Annotated in this window: 15 protein-coding genes, 3 tRNA genes, 1 pseudogene and 1 riboswitch; of the genes and pseudogenes, 7 read left to right on the top strand and 12 right to left on the bottom strand. The window is 49.9% G+C overall.

All coding sequences use genetic code 11. The annotated features are described in order from the left end of the window. The first annotated feature begins 21 nt into the window (after window positions 1-21). Complete coding sequence (gene leuB / locus HRM2_RS02185) at window positions 22-1098, top strand: 3-isopropylmalate dehydrogenase (protein ID WP_012662807.1); 1077 nt, start codon at window positions 22-24, stop codon at window positions 1096-1098. Window positions 1099-1156: 58 nt separating this feature from the next. On the opposite strand, the gene HRM2_RS02180 is transcribed toward leuB, so the two are convergent. The 6 genes from HRM2_RS02180 to tig form a co-directional block, all read right to left on the bottom strand. Beyond that, window positions 1157-1234, bottom strand: a tRNA-Asp gene (locus HRM2_RS02180). A 24-nt stretch (window positions 1235-1258) separates the two neighbouring features. Continuing rightward, window positions 1259-1334: transfer RNA gene (locus tag HRM2_RS02175), tRNA-Val, on the bottom strand. Between the two features lie 66 nt (window positions 1335-1400). Then, a complete protein-coding gene (gene lon / locus HRM2_RS02170; RefSeq protein ID WP_012662806.1) occupies window positions 1401-3767 on the bottom strand; it encodes an endopeptidase La in 2367 nt (788 codons plus the stop codon). Window positions 3768-3827: 60 nt separating this feature from the next. Then, window positions 3828-5084, bottom strand: coding sequence for an ATP-dependent Clp protease ATP-binding subunit ClpX (clpX, locus tag HRM2_RS02165; RefSeq protein WP_012662805.1), 1257 nt, complete (start codon window positions 5082-5084; stop codon window positions 3828-3830). A 1-nt stretch (window position 5085) separates the two neighbouring features. Further along, window positions 5086-5703, bottom strand: coding sequence for an ATP-dependent Clp endopeptidase proteolytic subunit ClpP (gene clpP / locus HRM2_RS02160; protein ID WP_012662804.1), 618 nt, complete (start codon window positions 5701-5703; stop codon window positions 5086-5088). A gap of 54 nt (window positions 5704-5757) precedes the next feature. Beyond that, a complete protein-coding gene (tig, locus tag HRM2_RS02155) occupies window positions 5758-7110 on the bottom strand; it encodes a trigger factor (RefSeq protein ID WP_012662803.1) in 1353 nt (450 codons plus the stop codon). A gap of 370 nt (window positions 7111-7480) precedes the next feature. Here tig and HRM2_RS02150 point away from each other — a divergent pair. Then, window positions 7481-7557: transfer RNA gene (locus HRM2_RS02150), tRNA-Pro, on the top strand. Window positions 7558-7697: 140 nt separating this feature from the next. On the opposite strand, the gene HRM2_RS02145 is transcribed toward HRM2_RS02150, so the two are convergent. The 3 genes from HRM2_RS02145 to HRM2_RS02135 all read right to left on the bottom strand — a co-directional run bounded on the left by HRM2_RS02145 (window position 7698) and on the right by HRM2_RS02135 (window position 8767). Further along, window positions 7698-7991, bottom strand: a complete 294-nt coding sequence (locus tag HRM2_RS02145) for a hypothetical protein (protein WP_148214541.1) — start codon at window positions 7989-7991, stop codon at window positions 7698-7700. Between the two features lie 56 nt (window positions 7992-8047). Continuing rightward, window positions 8048-8356 carry an STAS domain-containing protein gene (locus HRM2_RS02140; RefSeq protein ID WP_012662801.1) on the bottom strand — a complete coding sequence of 103 codons (309 nt, stop codon included), beginning with the start codon at window positions 8354-8356 and terminating at the stop codon, window positions 8048-8050. A 90-nt stretch (window positions 8357-8446) separates the two neighbouring features. After that, entirely contained in the window at window positions 8447-8767 is a 321-nt protein-coding gene (locus tag HRM2_RS02135) for a GIY-YIG nuclease family protein (protein ID WP_012662800.1), read from the bottom strand. 121 nt (window positions 8768-8888) lie between these two features. After that, window positions 8889-9006: riboswitch (TPP riboswitch) on the top strand. 48 nt (window positions 9007-9054) lie between these two features. Between HRM2_RS02135 and HRM2_RS02130 the strand changes: the two genes are divergently transcribed. From HRM2_RS02130 to HRM2_RS02110, 5 genes are all read left to right on the top strand, one after another. Continuing rightward, window positions 9055-9807, top strand: coding sequence for an ABC transporter ATP-binding protein (locus HRM2_RS02130; RefSeq protein WP_012662799.1), 753 nt, complete (start codon window positions 9055-9057; stop codon window positions 9805-9807). Beyond that, window positions 9794-10543, top strand: a complete 750-nt coding sequence (locus HRM2_RS02125; protein WP_012662798.1) for an ABC transporter permease — start codon at window positions 9794-9796, stop codon at window positions 10541-10543. Before HRM2_RS02130 ends, HRM2_RS02125 begins: the two co-directional genes overlap by 14 nt. Before the next feature lie 28 nt (window positions 10544-10571). After that, window positions 10572-11510: an ABC transporter substrate-binding protein gene (locus tag HRM2_RS02120; protein ID WP_012662797.1), complete on the top strand. Its 939-nt coding sequence runs from the start codon at window positions 10572-10574 to the stop codon at window positions 11508-11510. A 12-nt stretch (window positions 11511-11522) separates the two neighbouring features. Continuing rightward, window positions 11523-12341: a bifunctional hydroxymethylpyrimidine kinase/phosphomethylpyrimidine kinase gene (gene thiD / locus HRM2_RS02115; protein WP_012662796.1), complete on the top strand. Its 819-nt coding sequence runs from the start codon at window positions 11523-11525 to the stop codon at window positions 12339-12341. A 117-nt stretch (window positions 12342-12458) separates the two neighbouring features. Beyond that, the gene (locus HRM2_RS02110) at window positions 12459-12764 is read left to right on the top strand and encodes a hypothetical protein (RefSeq protein ID WP_041272994.1); all 306 of its coding nucleotides are present in this window, start codon (window positions 12459-12461) and stop codon (window positions 12762-12764) included. Window positions 12765-13025: 261 nt separating this feature from the next. Here HRM2_RS02110 and HRM2_RS02105 read toward each other — a convergent pair. From HRM2_RS02105 to hypD, 3 genes and pseudogenes are all read right to left on the bottom strand, one after another. After that, window positions 13026-13301, bottom strand: a pseudogene (locus HRM2_RS02105) (aminotransferase class III-fold pyridoxal phosphate-dependent enzyme); the annotation flags it as partial. 150 nt (window positions 13302-13451) lie between these two features. Further along, window positions 13452-14360, bottom strand: a complete 909-nt coding sequence (locus tag HRM2_RS02100; RefSeq protein ID WP_012662793.1) for a glycyl-radical enzyme activating protein — start codon at window positions 14358-14360, stop codon at window positions 13452-13454. 10 nt (window positions 14361-14370) lie between these two features. Continuing rightward, window positions 14371-16737, bottom strand: coding sequence for a trans-4-hydroxy-L-proline dehydratase (gene hypD, locus HRM2_RS02095; RefSeq protein ID WP_012662792.1), 2367 nt, complete (start codon window positions 16735-16737; stop codon window positions 14371-14373). Between the last annotated feature and the right edge of the window lie 35 nt (window positions 16738-16772).

Genomic DNA, 16772 nt, shown 5'->3' with positions numbered 1-16772 from the left:
ACTCAAATAAAGGATAATCATTTGAATTACAAGGTAGCGCTACTCCCGGGGGACGGGATTGGCCCTGAAGTTATGGCAGAGGCGGTAAAAATCATTGAACGGGTTAAAACCATTTATGAATTTGACATTAAATTTTCCCGGGCTGACGTGGGCGGATGCGCCATAGACAGCTCCGGCACGGCCCTTCCTCCTGAAACACTCAAAACATGCGAACAGAGCCACGCAATTCTCTTTGGCTCGGTGGGAGGTCCCAAGTGGGAAAATCTTCCTCCGGAAAAGCAGCCAGAACGGGGAGCGCTACTCCCCTTGCGAAAGCATTTCAACCTGTACTGCAATTTAAGACCTGCCAGGATATTTAAATCCCTTGCCTCAGCATCCCCACTCAAGCCATCCATTGTAAAAGATGGATTTGACATCCTCTGCGTTCGGGAACTCACCGGAGGGATCTACTTTGGACAGCCCAAAGGCCGGGAGGGAACCGGCCCTTCAGAAAAGGCCTGGGATACCCTTGTCTACTCAAGGATGGAAATTGAAAGAATTGCACACCACGCCTTTAAGGCGGCCAAAAACCGGCGACGGATCGTCACATCTGTGGACAAGGCCAATGTGCTTACCTCCATGGTGCTCTGGCGTGAAACCGTCATTGAAGTGGCTAAACAATACCCCGGGGTCACCTTGAACCATATCTATGTGGACAACGCCACCATGCAGCTGGTCAAGGATCCCCACCAGTTTGACGTGCTGCTCTGCCCGAACATGTTCGGAGACATCATCTCCGACGAATGTGCCATGATAACGGGCTCCATGGGGCTTCTGGCTTCTGCCAGCCTCAACGAAAAGAATTTCGGTCTTTTTGAACCGGCCGGCGGCTCTGCACCGGACATTGCCGGCAAGGGCATTGCAAACCCCATTGCCCAGATCCTGTCGGCGGCAATGATGCTCAGATACAGTCTGGGGCAACCCAAGGCAGCCGACGCCATTGTGGCTGCGGTTGCAAAGGTTCTGGACCAGGGAATCCTCACGGCGGATCTTGCCCCTGACAGCCGGTCAGCCGTCTCAACGGTCGAAATGGGAGACGCCATCCTGGCAGCCATATAGATACGATACCAAATAAGAAGGGCCTTTAATCTGATCCAGATTAAAGGCCCTTCTTAAATGGCGGGAGCGACCGGGCTCGAACCGGCGACCTCCTGCGTGACAGGCAGGCGTTCTAACCAAACTGAACTACGCCCCCGCAATTTATGTTCGTTGTTGATGATGGTGGGCGAAACAGGGCTCGAACCTGTGACTTCAACCTTGTAAGGGTTGCACTCTACCAGCTGAGTTATTCGCCCTCTTGCCCTCAACAACGAGATAGTATTTACCAGTATCCTTAATGGGTGTCAAGCATAAAAGATTCTCTACACATCTTTTTTTGCAACAAGGGCGAGTTTGAGCACTTCCCCCATCTCTTCAACCAGGCAGATCTCCATCTGCTTCTGGATGGACGACGGAATTTCAGTAATATCCTTCTCGTTCTCCCTGGAGATAATGACCCTTGTAATACCTGTTGCATGGGCTGCAATGAGCTTCTCTTTAAGGCCACCCACGGGCAGCACGCGCCCCCTCAGGGTGATCTCCCCGGTCATGGCCGTCTTTCTGTCCACGGGTTGTCCTGTCAAGGCCGAAACAACGGCTGTGCACATGGAAATCCCGGCAGAAGGACCATCCTTTGGAATAGCACCCTCGGGCACATGGATATGAATATCAAGCTTCCGGTAAAAATCATCGGAAATATGGAGTTCCTTGCTCCTGGAGCGGACATAGCTGACGGCGGCAGAGGCAGACTCTTTCATGACATCTCCGAGTTTACCCGTCACCGAAACATTTCCCTTGCCCGGCATGGTAACCGTTTCAATGGTTAAAAGCTCTCCTCCGGCCTGGGTCCAGGCAAGCCCGTTCACGATACCAACCTGATCCCTTGCCTCGAGCATGGAGTCCCGAAACCGGGGCTGACCAAGGTGCTTGTGAATGGATTTGACAGAAAGTGAATGCAGCTTTCTCTCGCCTGTCTCAACAATGTTTTTAACTAACTTCCGGCATACCGATGATATCTCCCGTTCAAGGTTCCTGACCCCTGCCTCACGGGTGTAGTGTCGAATAACGGTCAGCACCGCCTTTTTTGAAAACACAGCATCGGCTGGGGTGAGACCGTTGGCTTCCAGCTGTTTGGGAATCAGAAACCCGTTGGCGATTCGTTCCTTCTCATACTCGGTATACCCGGGGATCTGAATCACCTCCATCCTGTCCCTCAACGGGGCTGGAATGCTGTGAAGGGTATTGGCCGTGGTCACAAACAAAATATCGGAAAGGTCGTAGTCAACATCAAGATAGTGATCGTTGAAACTCTGGTTCTGTTCAGGATCAAGCACCTCAAGAAGTGCAGACGAGGGGTCCCCCCTGAAATCGGTACTCATCTTGTCCACCTCATCAAGACAGAACACAGGATTACTGTAACCGATCTTTTTAAGGGTCTGGATGATCTTTCCGGGCATGGCCCCGATATAGGTTCTTCGGTGCCCCCGGATTTCGGCCTCATCCCTGACCCCCCCAAGGGAAATTCGCGCAAAGGACCGGCCTGTTGAGCGCGCAATGGATCTGGCAAGGGAGGTCTTACCCACGCCGGGCGGCCCCACAAGGCAGAGAATCGGTCCCCTGATCTTCTTGACCAGCATCTGAACCGCCAGGTATTCTAGAATCCTCTCCTTGGGCTTTTCAAGGCCGTAATGATCCTTGTCCAGGATCTGCCGGGCATCTGCGATGTCCATCTTTATACGACTTTTGCGATACCAGGGAAGGGAAAGAAGCCACTCAATGTAATTTCTGACCACCGTAGCCTCGGACGACATGGCTGACATCTGCACAAGCTTTTCAAACTCCCTGCGAACGGCAGCCGCCGCCTCTTTTGGCATTCTCTTGCGTTTAATCTTGCTCTCAAGCTCCTGGAACTCATGGGAAGCCTCCCCATCTTCGCCCATTTCCCGCTTGATGGCCGTCATCTGCTCGTTGAGATAGTGCTTTTTCTGAAGCTTCTCCATCTGTTCTTTTACCCGGCCCTTGATCTTCTGGGACATGGCAAAGACCTCAGACTCCTCCTGGATGAGCTTCACCAGCAAAAAGAGCCGCTCCTCAATGTCTGTGCAATTAAGGAGCAGCTTTTTATCGCTGATCTTGAACGGCATATGGGCAGCAATGGAATCGGCAAGCTTGCCTGGATCATCTGCAAGCCCTCCAAGGGCCTGGATCAAACCCTTGGAAATGGCACCAGAAAGCTTTGCATAAGCTTCAAAGGCATCGGTGGCCGTGCGAACGCAAGCCTTGGCTTCTGGTCCATAAACACTTATTTCTTCAACCACCGCAAACTGGGCGGAAACAAAATCTTCAACCACCCTGAGGCTTTTGAGTCGCCCCCGGCATTCGCCTTCCACAAGGGCTTTGACCGTTCCATCGGGAAGCCGCAGCATCTGGGTAATTCTTGCCTGGGTTCCCATGGTAAAAAGATCGCTGGCCATGGGTTTAATCGTATCCGGATCATTCTGGGAAACAAGAAAAATACGCTTGTCCTTTTCCATGGCCACTGAAAGGGCTTTGATGGAGCGGGATCGTCCCATAAACACCGGGGTTATCATATGGGGGAAAAGAACCATGTCCCTGAGGGGCACCAGGGGCAGATCCCTTGTTTCAACTTCAGGTCCGTCAATATTGATGTTCTTCAAATTATTTGTCATCCGTTTGTCATTTCCCTGACCCGGAGTATTCCGACCCCTGGATTTTATGGCCTTGGTTTATTATGCCTGTTTCTTGGCCTGTTCAAACAGGAGAATGGGCGGCTCATGCTTGAGAACAACCTCTTCACCCACAATGCACTCCCGAACGTTTTCCGTTGAAGGCAGTTCATACATGATGTCGAGCATGGTCTCCTCCATGATGGCCCTGAGCCCCCTTGCACCCGATCTTCTGGTCACAGCCTCCTTAGCCATGGCAGCAAGGGCCTCCTCGGTAAAGGTGAGCTTGACATTCTCAAACTCAAACAACCGCTGATACTGTTTTAACAGGGCATTTTTCGGCTCGGTGAGAATCTTGACCAGCGAGGCTTCATTGAGTTCAGACAGGGAAGTAACAACGGGAAGCCTGCCCAGGAACTCGGGGATCAGTCCGAACTTGATGAGATCTTCTGGTTTCAGTTGCTCCAGGAGTTCTCCCACGTTCTTTTCCTTTCGGCTCTGGACCTCGGCCCCGAACCCCATGGATTTTTGACTGATTCTGCGTTCAATCACCTTTTCAAGACCGGTAAAGGTCCCCCCGCATACAAAGAGGATGTTGGAGGTCTCCACTTTGACAAAATCCTGCTGGGGATGCTTTCGGCCGCCCTTGGGAGGAATGCTTGCCGTGGTGCCCTCGATGATCTTTAAAAGGGCCTGCTGAACCCCTTCACCCGAGACATCCCGGGTGATGGACGGGTTGTCGCCCCTCTGGGAAATCTTGTCCACCTCATCAATGTAGATGATTCCCCGCTGGGCCTTTTCAATATCGTAATCGGCATTCTGGACCAGGGAAAGGATGATGTTCTCAACATCCTCACCAACATAACCGGCCTCAGTAAGGGTAGTTGCATCGGCCAGGGCAAAGGGGACATCCAGAAATCTTGCCAGGGTCTGTGCCAGGAGCGTCTTTCCGCAACCAGTGGGTCCGATCAGCAGAATATTGCTCTTCTGGATCTCCACATCGTCTTCACTTTTCACCTCTGCATCCAGACGTTTGTAGTGATTGTACACGGCAACAGAGAGAACCTTCTTGGCTCTGTCCTGCTCGATTACATAGGTATCAAGAACATCCTTGATTTCCCTTGGAGTGAGCTTTTTATCGCTGGCCTCGGCCGGAGCAAGACTCTCTTTGTCCTCATCTTCAATAATCTCTTCACACAGACTGACACACTCATTACAAATGTAAACGCTAGGTCCTGCAATGAGTTTCTTGACCTCTTTCTGGTTCTTTCCGCAAAACGAGCAAAAGAACTGATCGCTCTCATCATCTTTCCGGGTCATATTATTTCTCCTTTGCTGCTTCTGCCTTTTCCAGCTCGTCCCGGCTCGCAACCACATGGTCCACAAGACCATATTCCTTGGCCTGGTCGCCTGACATGAAAAAATCCCTGTCAGTGTCTTCTGATATCTTATCAAAATTCTGGCCCGTGTGCTTTGACAGGATTCCACTCAAAACCTCTTTCATGCGCAGAATCTCGTTGGCCTGAATTTTGATGTCAGACGCCTGGCCCTGGGCTCCACCAAGGGGCTGATGAATCATTATTCTGGAGTTGGGAAGGCTGAAGCGTTTTCCCTTTGCTCCAGCAGCAAGGAGCAGTGCTCCCATGCTGGCAGCCTGGCCAATACAAACCGTTGCCACATCGGGTTTGATGTACTGCATGGTATCATACACAGCCATTCCGGCAGTGACAACACCGCCGGGGGAATTTATATAAAAATTGATATCCTTTTCCGGGTCTTCAGACTCAAGAAACAAGAGCTGCGCCACGATGAGGTTAGCAACCTCATCGTCCATGGCAGACCCCAGAAATATGATTCTGTCCTTTAACAGTCGTGAATAGATATCATAGGCACGCTCACCTCTGTTACTCTGCTCAACGACCATGGGGATTAAGGGCACGATTATCTCCTTTAATTATTTTGTTTTTCATCCATGCATGCCGGACAAAAAAAATTATTGATCTGTCTTGTCTTCGACATCAGCCGCAGATTCAGAGACCTCGGTCTCAACCTCTGGAGCGACTTCAGTCACACTGCCTTGTTCTATTATAAGACGGACAGCCTTTTTTTCAAGCTGGGTGTGTTTATAATACTCAAGCTGACGCCCATCCATCTTGAAAAAATTCTTTACTGCATCAACAGAGGCGTTCATTCCAAGGGCCATTTCAGCATACCCGGCCTCAAGCTCATCCTCTGTCAACTCAAGGTTTTCCTGGTCAATAATCTTGCCGAGAAGAATATGGCGGCGGGCCTGCTTCTCAGCCACACCCCGGTACTGGGTCTTCAAAAAATCCTGACTCAGTCCCACATCTTCAAGCTTGATATTGTTCTGTGCATAGGCCTGTTCAGCCTCTGCAATGATTCCCTGGAGCTCTGCATCCACCATTGTATCTGGAACCTCAAACTCAATTTTCTCAAGAAGGTCTGTAAAGATCTGCTCGCTCAGCTCGTGCTGGGTTCGCTGCTCATACCCCTTTTTAAGATTGTCAAGAATGGCCGCCTTGAGCTCATCAAGATTCTTGTACTGGCCCAAATTTTCCACCAGGGTATCATCCACCGGAGGCAAAATCTGCTCCTGAATCTCTTTAAGGGTCACCTTGTATATCACGGTCTTGCCAGCCAGGGCCTCATCCTTGTCATCATCTGCATAAACAACATCGATATCCATCTCTTTCACAGGGATGGCGCCCAGCAGCTTTTCTGAGAACTCAGCAGGCAGGGTGTTGCTACCAATGGCCATGACATAATTTTCAACCTTGGGGGCAGCGTCACAGGGGGCACCATCGACAAAGCCCTGGTAATCAATGAGAACAAAATCCTCGACCTTGACCGGTCGTTCCTCGGTCACCTTCTCCTTGGTTGCCATGGTTTTGCGAATCATCTGAATCTGGGCATCAACCTCCTGGTCCGTTGCCTCATACATGGTCTTTTTCAGCTCGATCCCTTTGAAATCAACAGCTTCAAGTTCCGGCATCACCTCAATTGAAATATCAAAGCTGAGGGCCTCCCCGGGGGTTAGCTCAGGTGGATCCACCTGGGGACCGCCCACCAGATTGAACTTGTGCTCGTCAAGGGCCTCGGAAAAAGCGTTCTGAACAAGATGGGGCACAAGATCGGCGTGCACATCCTTTGAAAACCGTGTCTCCAATATTTTCCGGGGAATCTTGCCCTTTCTGAAACCTTTTACCGTGGCCGTTTTTTTCAACTCATTGTAAGCTGTGTCCAGCTCCTTTGCCACATCTTCCTTAGGGATTTCAATGTGGAGGACTTTCTTTACCGAGCTTTTCTCTTCAATGTTTAATTGCATTATTCCCCTTCCTGTACCAAAAGGCTCTTAAGCACGGGGTCCCCTGGGGAACCTGAAGCGCATCAAGCCATCTCTTATTGATGTTGTTTTAATGTTGTTGCCATCGTTTCAACCACCGGGGCCATTCAATATGTGTTCCCCAAGTAAAATGTATTAAGGTAATCTTTAAATGTGCGGGTGTCAAGAAAATTGAAAAAAAGAATGCATTTCAGTACTTTGCGACACCATGGCAACCTAAAATCACCCGTTGCAGAACAAAAATGCAGCCCATGGAGAGACAGGGCCAGCCGACCGGATAATTTTTACGGGTCACTCCCGATTGGACTTGCATAATCCCGGAAACAGTGCTAAAAGCTTTGATTGTATTTTTCGGGGCGTAGCGCAGCCTGGTAGCGCGCCTGCTTTGGGAGCAGGATGTCGGAGGTTCGAATCCTCTCGCCCCGACCATTGTTAAAAAAGGGTTTCAGCAAAACTGCTGAAACCCTTTGTTGTTTCCGATCTGAGTCCCATGCCAAGCCCGTACTTTCCCCGCTGAAGTTGAATCGCCACACAATCTTCAGGCAATCACGTTGAATGAATTTTACAGACTATTGTTTTCCGAAACGGATGGTTATGATTTTTCCATTTTCATCCAGATAGGCGATCCCTCTAGCAAGGATCTTGCCTGAAGAGGAGCTCACAATATTGACATTCTCTTCAACCAGTACTTCCTTTGATGATTTGACACCCATTGAGTTGGAGGACAACGGTTTATCCGGGACTGGGGACTGTCTTTTATTTTCACTCTGTGCAAGCCTGGCACGATTCCGCTCTGCCACCAGTCGCCCGACACCCTCATACTTCCCGTTATCGTCACCACACCCAGCAACAGATAAAACCATAAACACTGCTATAATAAAGGCGGGGAACCGTCGTCTTTCCATGCGAGGCACACCCACTAGGCATTACTCTCAATGGTAAAGCGCCTGTTGAGTCGCATGGTACTGAACAGCCCAAAAACATCCTTTGAAACGTTGATCACCTTGAGAGTTCTTCCGGCCTGCTCCAGGGTGTTGTGGGTCGCAATGATCACACCAATCCCAACAGAATCAACCATCTCAACACCTGCAAGATCAATGACAAGATCACCAGGATTATCATTGATTGCAGAGAAAAGTTCCCGCTTGAAGTCTTCTGCCATGGAGGCAACAATATCAATGCCCGGCCTTACCACTGTCGTATCACCATCCCTGACAATTTCACTCATAATTCTCTCCCGTAAAAATATGATATTCGCTATTTTATGAATGTATCACAAATAGTTTAAAACAACAATCCATGAGTACCATCTAGGCTGTCACTTATCAAGTTCCTGAACCGATTTATTCACCACACCCATGTTTTTCTTAATTCTCCGACCAGAACCCCCACATTTCCCCTTCATCACCACATCACACTTTTCATGGGCTCGAAGCTGTTTTACGCGGTACTCAAACTGAAACGCCCTCTGTTTTGTAAAATCAGGGCTGACGGCAACCAGGGTCACAGGCAGCCTGGACCGGGTATATTTGGCCCCCTTTCCGTCATTGTGTGTTGCAACGCGGGCCGCAACATCCGTTGTAACACCGCAGTACAATGAACCGTCATTACACCTCAAAAGATAGACATTCCAGACCATGTAACCTCCTATACGATAATTCTATATTTATACCACCCTGGTTTTTTCAGTCAACAGGGGAAAGGGTATTTGACAGAGCTCTGACAGGCGTGCTACCTTCCCCCCAACTATTGCGGCGTCAATGGAAGGCTGGGGGAGTCGAAGGTATTCGGCTGAGAGGAAACAAAAAGCAACCCTTGTTTCGACCCCTGGAACCTGATCCGGCTCATATCGGCGAAGGAAAGCCCCTTTCCCCCATCCCACCTGCGGTCGTACGCATTTTAATAAAAAATTTCAAGGAAACGACCATGTTTGAAGTCATTGGTGCCGCCAAATCCTTTGGCAACCGACTGATTTTTTCAAATTTCACCCTCACGGTCGAACCGGGGCAGTTCAAAGTGCTGGTGGGGCCATCCGGATGCGGAAAGTCCACCCTGTTTGACGGACTCACCGGGGTGACGCCCCTGGACCGGGGCCGAATCACCTGGAAGGGAAAGCCTCAGCCCCACCTCCAGGACCTTGGGGCCTATATGCAGCAAAAGGATCTGCTGCTGCCCTGGTTCACCCTCATGGAAAACAGCCTGTTGCCGGCCAGAACTGGAAAAGACCGGCAGGACCCGACCCGGGCACGACAAACAGCCGACCGCTTATTCCACCGCCTGGGGCTCAATGGATTTGAAACCCATTATCCCGACCAGGTTTCCGGTGGCATGCGACAGCGCTGTGCCCTGGTCCGGACCCTCATGTTTGAAAGGGATCTCATCCTTTTGGATGAACCCTTGTCTGCCCTGGATGCCATTACCCGAAGGGAACTGCAGTTTCTGCTGCTCATGCTCCAGTCTGAATTCAAAAAAACCATCCTCATGATCACCCATGACATTGAAGAGGCATTGATTCTCGGAGACGAAATCTGCCTGTTAAGCCCCTGCCCCATGGTCGTCATTGAACGATTTATACCCGAATCACCCAAACCCAGAAAGTTCAGCGACCCGGAACTGCTGGGCATCAAGACCCGGGTTCTGGACCGGCTCAGGCAAGGCATGCCCCATGGCCGTGGATAATTTCAAGGCCAACGGCCTGGCAGCTCTCCTTGCCCTGTGCCTTCTTGCCATCTGGGAGCTGGGGGTCAGGATAATGGATGTCCCGGGGTTCATCCTGCCGCGACCCTCGGATATTGCGGCAACAGCCCTGATCAAGGCCCCTGTTATCTGGCCCCACGCCCTGGTCACCTTTACCGAAATCCTGGCCGGCATCGGCCTTGCCCTGGCCACGGCCATTCCCCTGGCCATTTTCATGTTTGCCATCCCTGGACTTGAACGGGGGCTGACCCCCTTTCTGGTGGCCTCCCAGGCCATTCCGGTGTTTGCCCTGGCCCCCCTGCTGGTGGTCTGGCTGGGATATGGCATGGCATCCAAGGTATTCATGGCATGGGTAATTATATTTTTCCCCATTACCGTCAGCCTTTTGTCTGGATTAAAAAGCTGTGATCCCGAATTCAGGGTATTGTTCTGCCTCATGGGGGCCAGTTTTTTCCAGAAGCTGCGAATGCTCTACTGGCCCTGGGCCCTGCCCCGGTTTTTTTCAGGCCTGCGGGTGGGCGTCACCGTGGCCACCATCGGTGCTGTCATCGGGGAATGGGTCGGGGCCCAGCAGGGCCTGGGATATCTCATGATCCAGGCCAATGCACGCCTCCAGACGGATCTGGTCTTTGCCGCCATTCTCTGGCTGACAGCCATGGGCCTGGGCCTCTGGATTCTGGTGGGTCAGGTTGAAAAGAACGTCGTAAAATGGAAGTAACTTAACCCCTATCGATAAGGAAATCACAATGAAAAAACGAATCATCCTGGTCATTTCAACCCTCATTCTCCTGGCTGCAGTACCGGTTATGGGGGCAGAACAACTAAAACTCATGTTAGACTGGTTTCCCAATGTGGACCACCTGCCCATTTACCTGGCCCAGGAATCGGGATACTTTAAAGATCAGGGGCTTACCGTGGAGATCATTACCCCGTCAGAGACATCCGATGGCCTGAAACTTGCCGCAGCAGGACAGGTGGATCTGGCCGTTTCCTACCAGCCCCAGACCATCATTGCAGCGGACCAGGGCCTTGATCTCAAGGCCGTGGCCCCCCTGGTCATCCACCCCCTGACCACCCTGCTGTTCCTGGACAAAACCATAAAAACACCTGCCGACCTGTCCGGCAAGAACATCGGATATACCGTCCCCGGCCTTATGGATGTGCTGCTCCACGCCTTTGCCAACCTCAACGGCGTCAAGAACTACACCCCGATAAATGTGGGATTTACCATTTTACCCGCCCTGGTCTCCGGCAAGGTGGACGCCGTCATGGGGCCCTTTAAGACCTATGAAACCGTGGTCATGAAGCAACAGGGATACACGGCCAGATTCTTTGAGCTGGAAAACAACGGAATCCCCGATTATGAAGAGCTGATCTTTGTGGCCGGATCAAAAACCCTGGCCAAAAAAGAGGCCGCCATCCACAAGTTTACAAAGGCCATACAGCTTGCCATGGCCCAGCTTGAGACAGACCCGACGACCGCCCTCAAGCTTTACCTTAAAGCCGTGCCAGAGGCCGATGCAAACGTTGAAACCGCAGCCTTTGAACTGACCCGGCCCTATTTTGCGGGCCAGAACAGCCACGATCCAGCCAAATGGCAGGCCTTTGCCGATTTTGCCCTGACCTATGGGCTCATTAAAAACCATGTGGACACCGCCGGGCTGATCCACACCTGGCATGAGTAAGGAGAAATGATAATGAAATCCTATTTCCGAGCACTGACCATTGCCGGTTCTGACAGCGGCGGTGGTGCCGGCATCCAGGCAGATTTAAAAACCTTTTCCGCCCTGGACGTTTTTGGCATGTCTGCCATTACGGCCCTCACGGCCCAGAACACCTGGCAGGTCACGGGAATTTTCCCGGTACCGCCCGAATTCATCGGCCGGCAAATTGATGCAGTCATGGAAGATATTGGCTGTGATGCCGTCAAGATCGGCATGCTCCACTCCCCTGAGGTCATCGAGGTTGTTGCGTCAAAACTTGAACAATGGCGTTGCTCCAATGTGGTGGTGGATCCGGTAATGATTTCCAAAAGCGGCGACAAGCTGCTCCGGGATGATGCCGTGGCCGCCTTAAGGGAAAGGCTTTTACCCCTGGCAACCCTCATCACCCCCAACCTTCCCGAGGCGTCCGTGCTGCTCGGGCAACCGGTCGAAACAGCCGACCAGATGCCTGAAGCTGCCAGGGCCTTGGCACTGCTTGGTCCAGCCAATGTTCTGATCAAGGGTGGACACCTGACCGGGCAGACCAGCCACGACCTTTTACATGAACGCACCCGGGAAACCATGGTGACCTTTGCCTGTGACCGGATAAACACCCCAAATTCCCACGGCACCGGCTGTACCCTTTCGTCTGCAATTGCCGCAGGCCTTGCCAGGGGCCTTGACCTGCACCGGGCCGTGGCCCAGGCAAAAGAATATATCACTGGGGCGCTCAAGGCCGGTGCCAAATATCAAACCGGCAAAGGCCACGGCCCGGTACACCACTTCTATAACCTATGGAATAAAAACGACTAACCAGCATGGCCGGAGCGAGTTATGGCCCCGGCCTCAACAAATTTTGAAACACCTTCATTGACAATGCTTTGACAAGCGTTTCATATAACCCACATGTCCTGGCGGACACAACGAAGCATGAAACTCGACAGTAGTAGGCCGGTGGGAACGGGTGTTGCCCTGAACGGGTTAAATGGCAACGGTGGACACGAGGTCCAAGGAGTTGCCATTTTCCTCGGAGCAGGCCATGGACGGCCTGCGAGAATGAGTGAAGGGCAACACCCGTTTCCGCCGGCCGGTCGAAGCGAGTTTCATATAAACCGGCACGGCCGGAGCGAAGTATCGGCTCTGGCCACAACGAATATAGAAACTCGACAGCAGAGGTGGGCGGGAACGGGTATTGCCCGCAGCGGATTAAACGGCAGCGGTCAGCATGGACGCTGAAGGAGCTGCCGTTTCCCTCGGAGCAGCCCAGGACGGGCTGCGAGAATGAGCGGAGGGTTATACCCGTTCCCGTCTACCGGTCCGACAAGAGTTTCATATAAACGGCCATGTCGGCCTGCCAACACAACGAATAATGAAAATGGCATTATGCCGCCCCCGACGGGCGATGGAACCGGCCCGGGACCGTCGGCGACCCTTTTACCCTGCCGGTCTAAAGCGCAGGAACTGCGGGCAAGTTTGTCCTCAAACAGCCTGCGCTTCTTAACGCCCGGCAGGGCAAAAGGGCTCATCGCCTTTGGGTCCCAATGGGCCGGTCCCATCGCCCGCCAGGGGCTCTGCTGTCGACAATTTGAGGCTACATTTTCTTATAAAATGCCGGGCAATCTTGATGGCGTTCTCCACGGCTTCCGCACCGGAATTGGCAAACATCGCCCTTTTTTCAAAAGATCCCGGTTCAAGCTTGCACAATTTTTGGGCCAGTTTTATATATGATTCACACATGAAGATGTGAAAACAGGTGTGGGTGAATTTATCGGCCTGGTCCTTAACAGATGGCGGTTGGCCGGAAAGTCAACCAAAATTGGCAGTGCCTCCCTGGGTGACAGGGAATATGGAGACCTTTTTTTGACAGCATCTGAGGTATAAAAGCTGGCTTATCATCTAAATTTAACGCTGATGGATTGATCTTTAGCCGCCTATTTGAACCGTAAATCCTTTACTCTGAAAGATTTCAGCAATGGCTTTCACCTCTTCATCGTTGGGAACTTCAAAATCAGACAAAAGAAATTCCTTGTCTAAACGGTTGTACTTTTCCGTTGCCGATTTATGCAACGGTAACAGTGAAATATATCTGATTCCAATGATCCCCTTTAGGAACTCACATAGCCTTTCCACAGTTCCAGGAGAGTCATTAACGCCTGGGATGACAACCATCCGGATGATTATTTCCTTTCCCATGCGGGACAAAAGTTCAAGGTTATCAAGGATGCTCTCGTTGCGAATCCCACAATATTTTCTATGTTCAACGGGATCAATGTGTTTCAAATCATATAAAAAAAGATCAACGTGTGGGGCAATCTCTTTTATGATATCTTCTTTGACACACCCAGATGTTTCCATGGCAATGTGTACGCCTCTTTTCCTTAAGAGTTTTGAACATTCCCTGACAAACTGCCACTGGAAAAGTGGTTCTCCGCCTGAAAAGGTAACACCGCCGCCGGATTCATCATAGAAAGCGACATCCTTCAGTGTTATATCTGCAACTTCCCTTGGGGAAAATGTTTTACCAACCATCTCAATGGCATTTGCACAACAGACGTCCACACATTTACCGCAGGCAATACACTTTTTTGCATCAAGCACAATACTATCGGATGACGATATCTCCAGAGCTCCTTGTGGGCAAGCCTTTACACATTTTCCACAACCGATACACTTTTTATCATACCTTACAATGTGCCTTTTCGTTGATAAGCCTTCGGGGTTATGGCACCAGATACAGGTCATCGGACAACCTTTTAGGAAAACTATTGTCCTGATACCCGGCCCGTCATGTATGGCAAAGTGTTCAATATTAAATATATTACCTTCTATCAATTTTCACTCTCTATGCTTCATGTGCGTAGCGTTGGATGATTTCATCCTGAAGATCTTTACCAATGGCATTGAAATAATCACTGTATCCTGCCACACGAACGATGAGGTCGTTATAATCCTCAGGTGTTTTTTGTGCGAGTTGAAGGGTTTTGGCATCACAAACATTGAACTGGATGTGGTGGCCACCATATGTGAAATAGGTTCTGATGAGACTTGCAAGTTTGTGAATACCAATGTCTCCTTTAAGTACATCTGGTAAAAACTTCATGTTAAGAAGTGTTCCGCAGGTTCTTGAGTGATCCATTTTTGCAGCTGATTTCAAGGAAGCGGTGGGGCCGCACAGGTCGGCTCCTTGAACGGGGGAAATACCCTCTGACAATGGCTTTCCTGCTCTTCTTCCGTCACATGTAGCCCCGGTTACCTCACCAAAATACATATGGCATGTGGTTGGAAGCATGTTCATTCTATACGTACCGCCCCTGCTGTCCTTTATTCCATCAACAGTGTCAATAAAAAAATCGGAAACCTCTCTCATTATGGAATCTGCATAATCATTATCATTCCCATATCGTGGTGTTTTATTGGCAAAGGTTAATCTCATCTCTTCACTCTTCTGCCAGTCAGCATTGAGCGCCTCGATTACCTCACCCATTGAATATGTACTTTCATCAAATACATGCTTTTTGATTGCTGATAAACTGTCTGTAACGGTTCCAATTCCAACACCGGGAAGTATGGATACATTATATTTCGGGCCACCATCGTTGTAATCCTTACCGCTTTCAACGCAACCTTCAATGAGTACGGATAAAAATGGCTGGGGAACATATTTAGCAAACATCTGGATCAAATACTGGGATCCCACTAATTTTGTGTCAATGATGTAACGGGCCTGTTTTTTAAAGGCCTCCATGAGTTCTTCATAGCTATTGAAATCTTTGACATTACCTGTTTTGGGGCCCACCTGCTTTTTCGTTCTTGTGTCAAACCCGTTTTGCAAAGTCAGCTCGAGGATCTTTGCAATGTTGATATAACCAATGAGAGGTGCTGCCTCCTTACCATAGCAGGTTGTTTCAACACAGCCGCAAATTCCACCCCCTCTTGCATCGGAAATGGTCTTTCCAACACGGAGCTGTTGCTCTATGACGGCTTCAGCGTTGAACATGGCAGGAAAACCTCGACCCTTTCTAATGACCTTACAGGCCTCTTTAAGAAAATGCTCAGGATTCATGCGGCTTAAAAGAACATGCACCTGTGGCTGGATGAACTCAATTTCATCAAGGATCTCAAGAAAGATATAGGACAGATCATTTACTGCATCTTTGCCATCCGTAGTGATTCCGCCAAGGCTGATATTAACAAAATCATTGTATGTTCCACTTTCAAGTGCACTTACACCATATTTTGCAGGGGCAGGATGATTATTGTACTTAATCCACCATGCACATAGAAGTTCTTTGGCAGATTCCTCATCAAGCTGTCCTGTTTCAAGGGATTTTTTGTAGTAGGGAAAAAAATGGCGATCAACATGGCCTGGGTTACATGCATCCCAGCCATTTGACTCTGTAATAACCCCAATGTGCATAAACCAGCTCATCTGTAGAACTTCCCAGAGGTCTCGGGGTTTGTTTGCAGGAACATTGCGGCAGACATCTGCCATTTTCTCAAATTCTTTTTTACGCTTTTTATTTGTTTCTTCGGATGATTTTTTTTCAAGCATGTCTGCATATCTTTTTGCATATATCATCATACCATCGCAGGTGATTGCCATGGCGGTGAGCTGTTCACGCTTGTCAATCGCTTCGAAATCATTCAAAAAGTCCAGATTTTTAATGGCCTCTTCAATTTCTTGTTTTGCCTTTTTAAGCCCCATGCCAAACATCCGCTCATCGAGGGCCATGGAGCCGGGAGCCCTTTGCTCCATGGTTTCTGTGATAAGACCGCAGTTGTAGATTGTCTGCCATTCATCGCTCAATTGGTTAAACATCCTGTCACGAAGGGCAGCACCATCCCAATATGGAATAACTTTTTTTTCATATATTTTAATGGTTTTCGGGGAGACATTGTATGGAATTCTGTTCTGAGAGTTTAAAACCTTAAGGTCCTTTATGGAATGGCACGCTATCTCTGGAAATGTCGGTATGAGTTTGGGAGCCCGTCCACGCTCCCCAACGATGAGTTCCTCGTCACCAAGGTATAATTCTTTTTTCTCCATGAGATTTTTGAAAGAGCGAGCCCTTAAAACAGGGATACTGTATTTTCCAGCATTTTCTGAATAAAAATCTGTTATGATCTGTGCCCGTTCAGGGTCAATCCAGACCTCTGCATTTCGGCTTTTTTCTTTTAGTCTTAAAATTCTTTCTGTTAGGCTGGCCATATCATTCTCCCTGATTCAACTGTAAAAGTGTCTAA

The sequence above is a fragment of the Desulforapulum autotrophicum HRM2 genome, from assembly GCF_000020365.1.
In the GTDB taxonomy this organism is placed as follows: Bacteria; Desulfobacterota; Desulfobacteria; order Desulfobacterales; family Desulfobacteraceae; genus Desulforapulum; species Desulforapulum autotrophicum.
This window is presented reverse-complemented; position numbering and strand designations above follow the sequence as displayed.

What these genes read in the sequence shown, in the direction of transcription:
- lon (WP_012662806.1), bottom strand. Translation starts at nt 3,767, where the DNA reads ATGACAAATAATTTGAAGAACATCAATATTGACGGACCTGAAGTTGAA.
- clpX (WP_012662805.1), bottom strand. Translation starts at nt 5,084, where the DNA reads ATGACCCGGAAAGATGATGAGAGCGATCAGTTCTTTTGCTCGTTTTGC.
- tig (WP_012662803.1), bottom strand. Translation starts at nt 7,110, where the DNA reads ATGCAATTAAACATTGAAGAGAAAAGCTCGGTAAAGAAAGTCCTCCAC.
- HRM2_RS02145 (WP_148214541.1), bottom strand. Translation starts at nt 7,991, where the DNA reads ATGGTTTTATCTGTTGCTGGGTGTGGTGACGATAACGGGAAGTATGAG.
- HRM2_RS02140 (WP_012662801.1), bottom strand. Translation starts at nt 8,356, where the DNA reads ATGAGTGAAATTGTCAGGGATGGTGATACGACAGTGGTAAGGCCGGGC.
- HRM2_RS02135 (WP_012662800.1), bottom strand. Translation starts at nt 8,767, where the DNA reads ATGGTCTGGAATGTCTATCTTTTGAGGTGTAATGACGGTTCATTGTAC.
- HRM2_RS02130 (WP_012662799.1), top strand. Translation starts at nt 9,055, where the DNA reads ATGTTTGAAGTCATTGGTGCCGCCAAATCCTTTGGCAACCGACTGATT.
- HRM2_RS02125 (WP_012662798.1), top strand. Translation starts at nt 9,794, where the DNA reads ATGGCCGTGGATAATTTCAAGGCCAACGGCCTGGCAGCTCTCCTTGCC.
- HRM2_RS02120 (WP_012662797.1), top strand. Translation starts at nt 10,572, where the DNA reads ATGAAAAAACGAATCATCCTGGTCATTTCAACCCTCATTCTCCTGGCT.
- thiD (WP_012662796.1), top strand. Translation starts at nt 11,523, where the DNA reads ATGAAATCCTATTTCCGAGCACTGACCATTGCCGGTTCTGACAGCGGC.
- HRM2_RS02110 (WP_041272994.1), top strand. Translation starts at nt 12,459, where the DNA reads ATGAAACTCGACAGTAGTAGGCCGGTGGGAACGGGTGTTGCCCTGAAC.
- hypD (WP_012662792.1), bottom strand. Translation starts at nt 16,737, where the DNA reads ATGGCCAGCCTAACAGAAAGAATTTTAAGACTAAAAGAAAAAAGCCGA.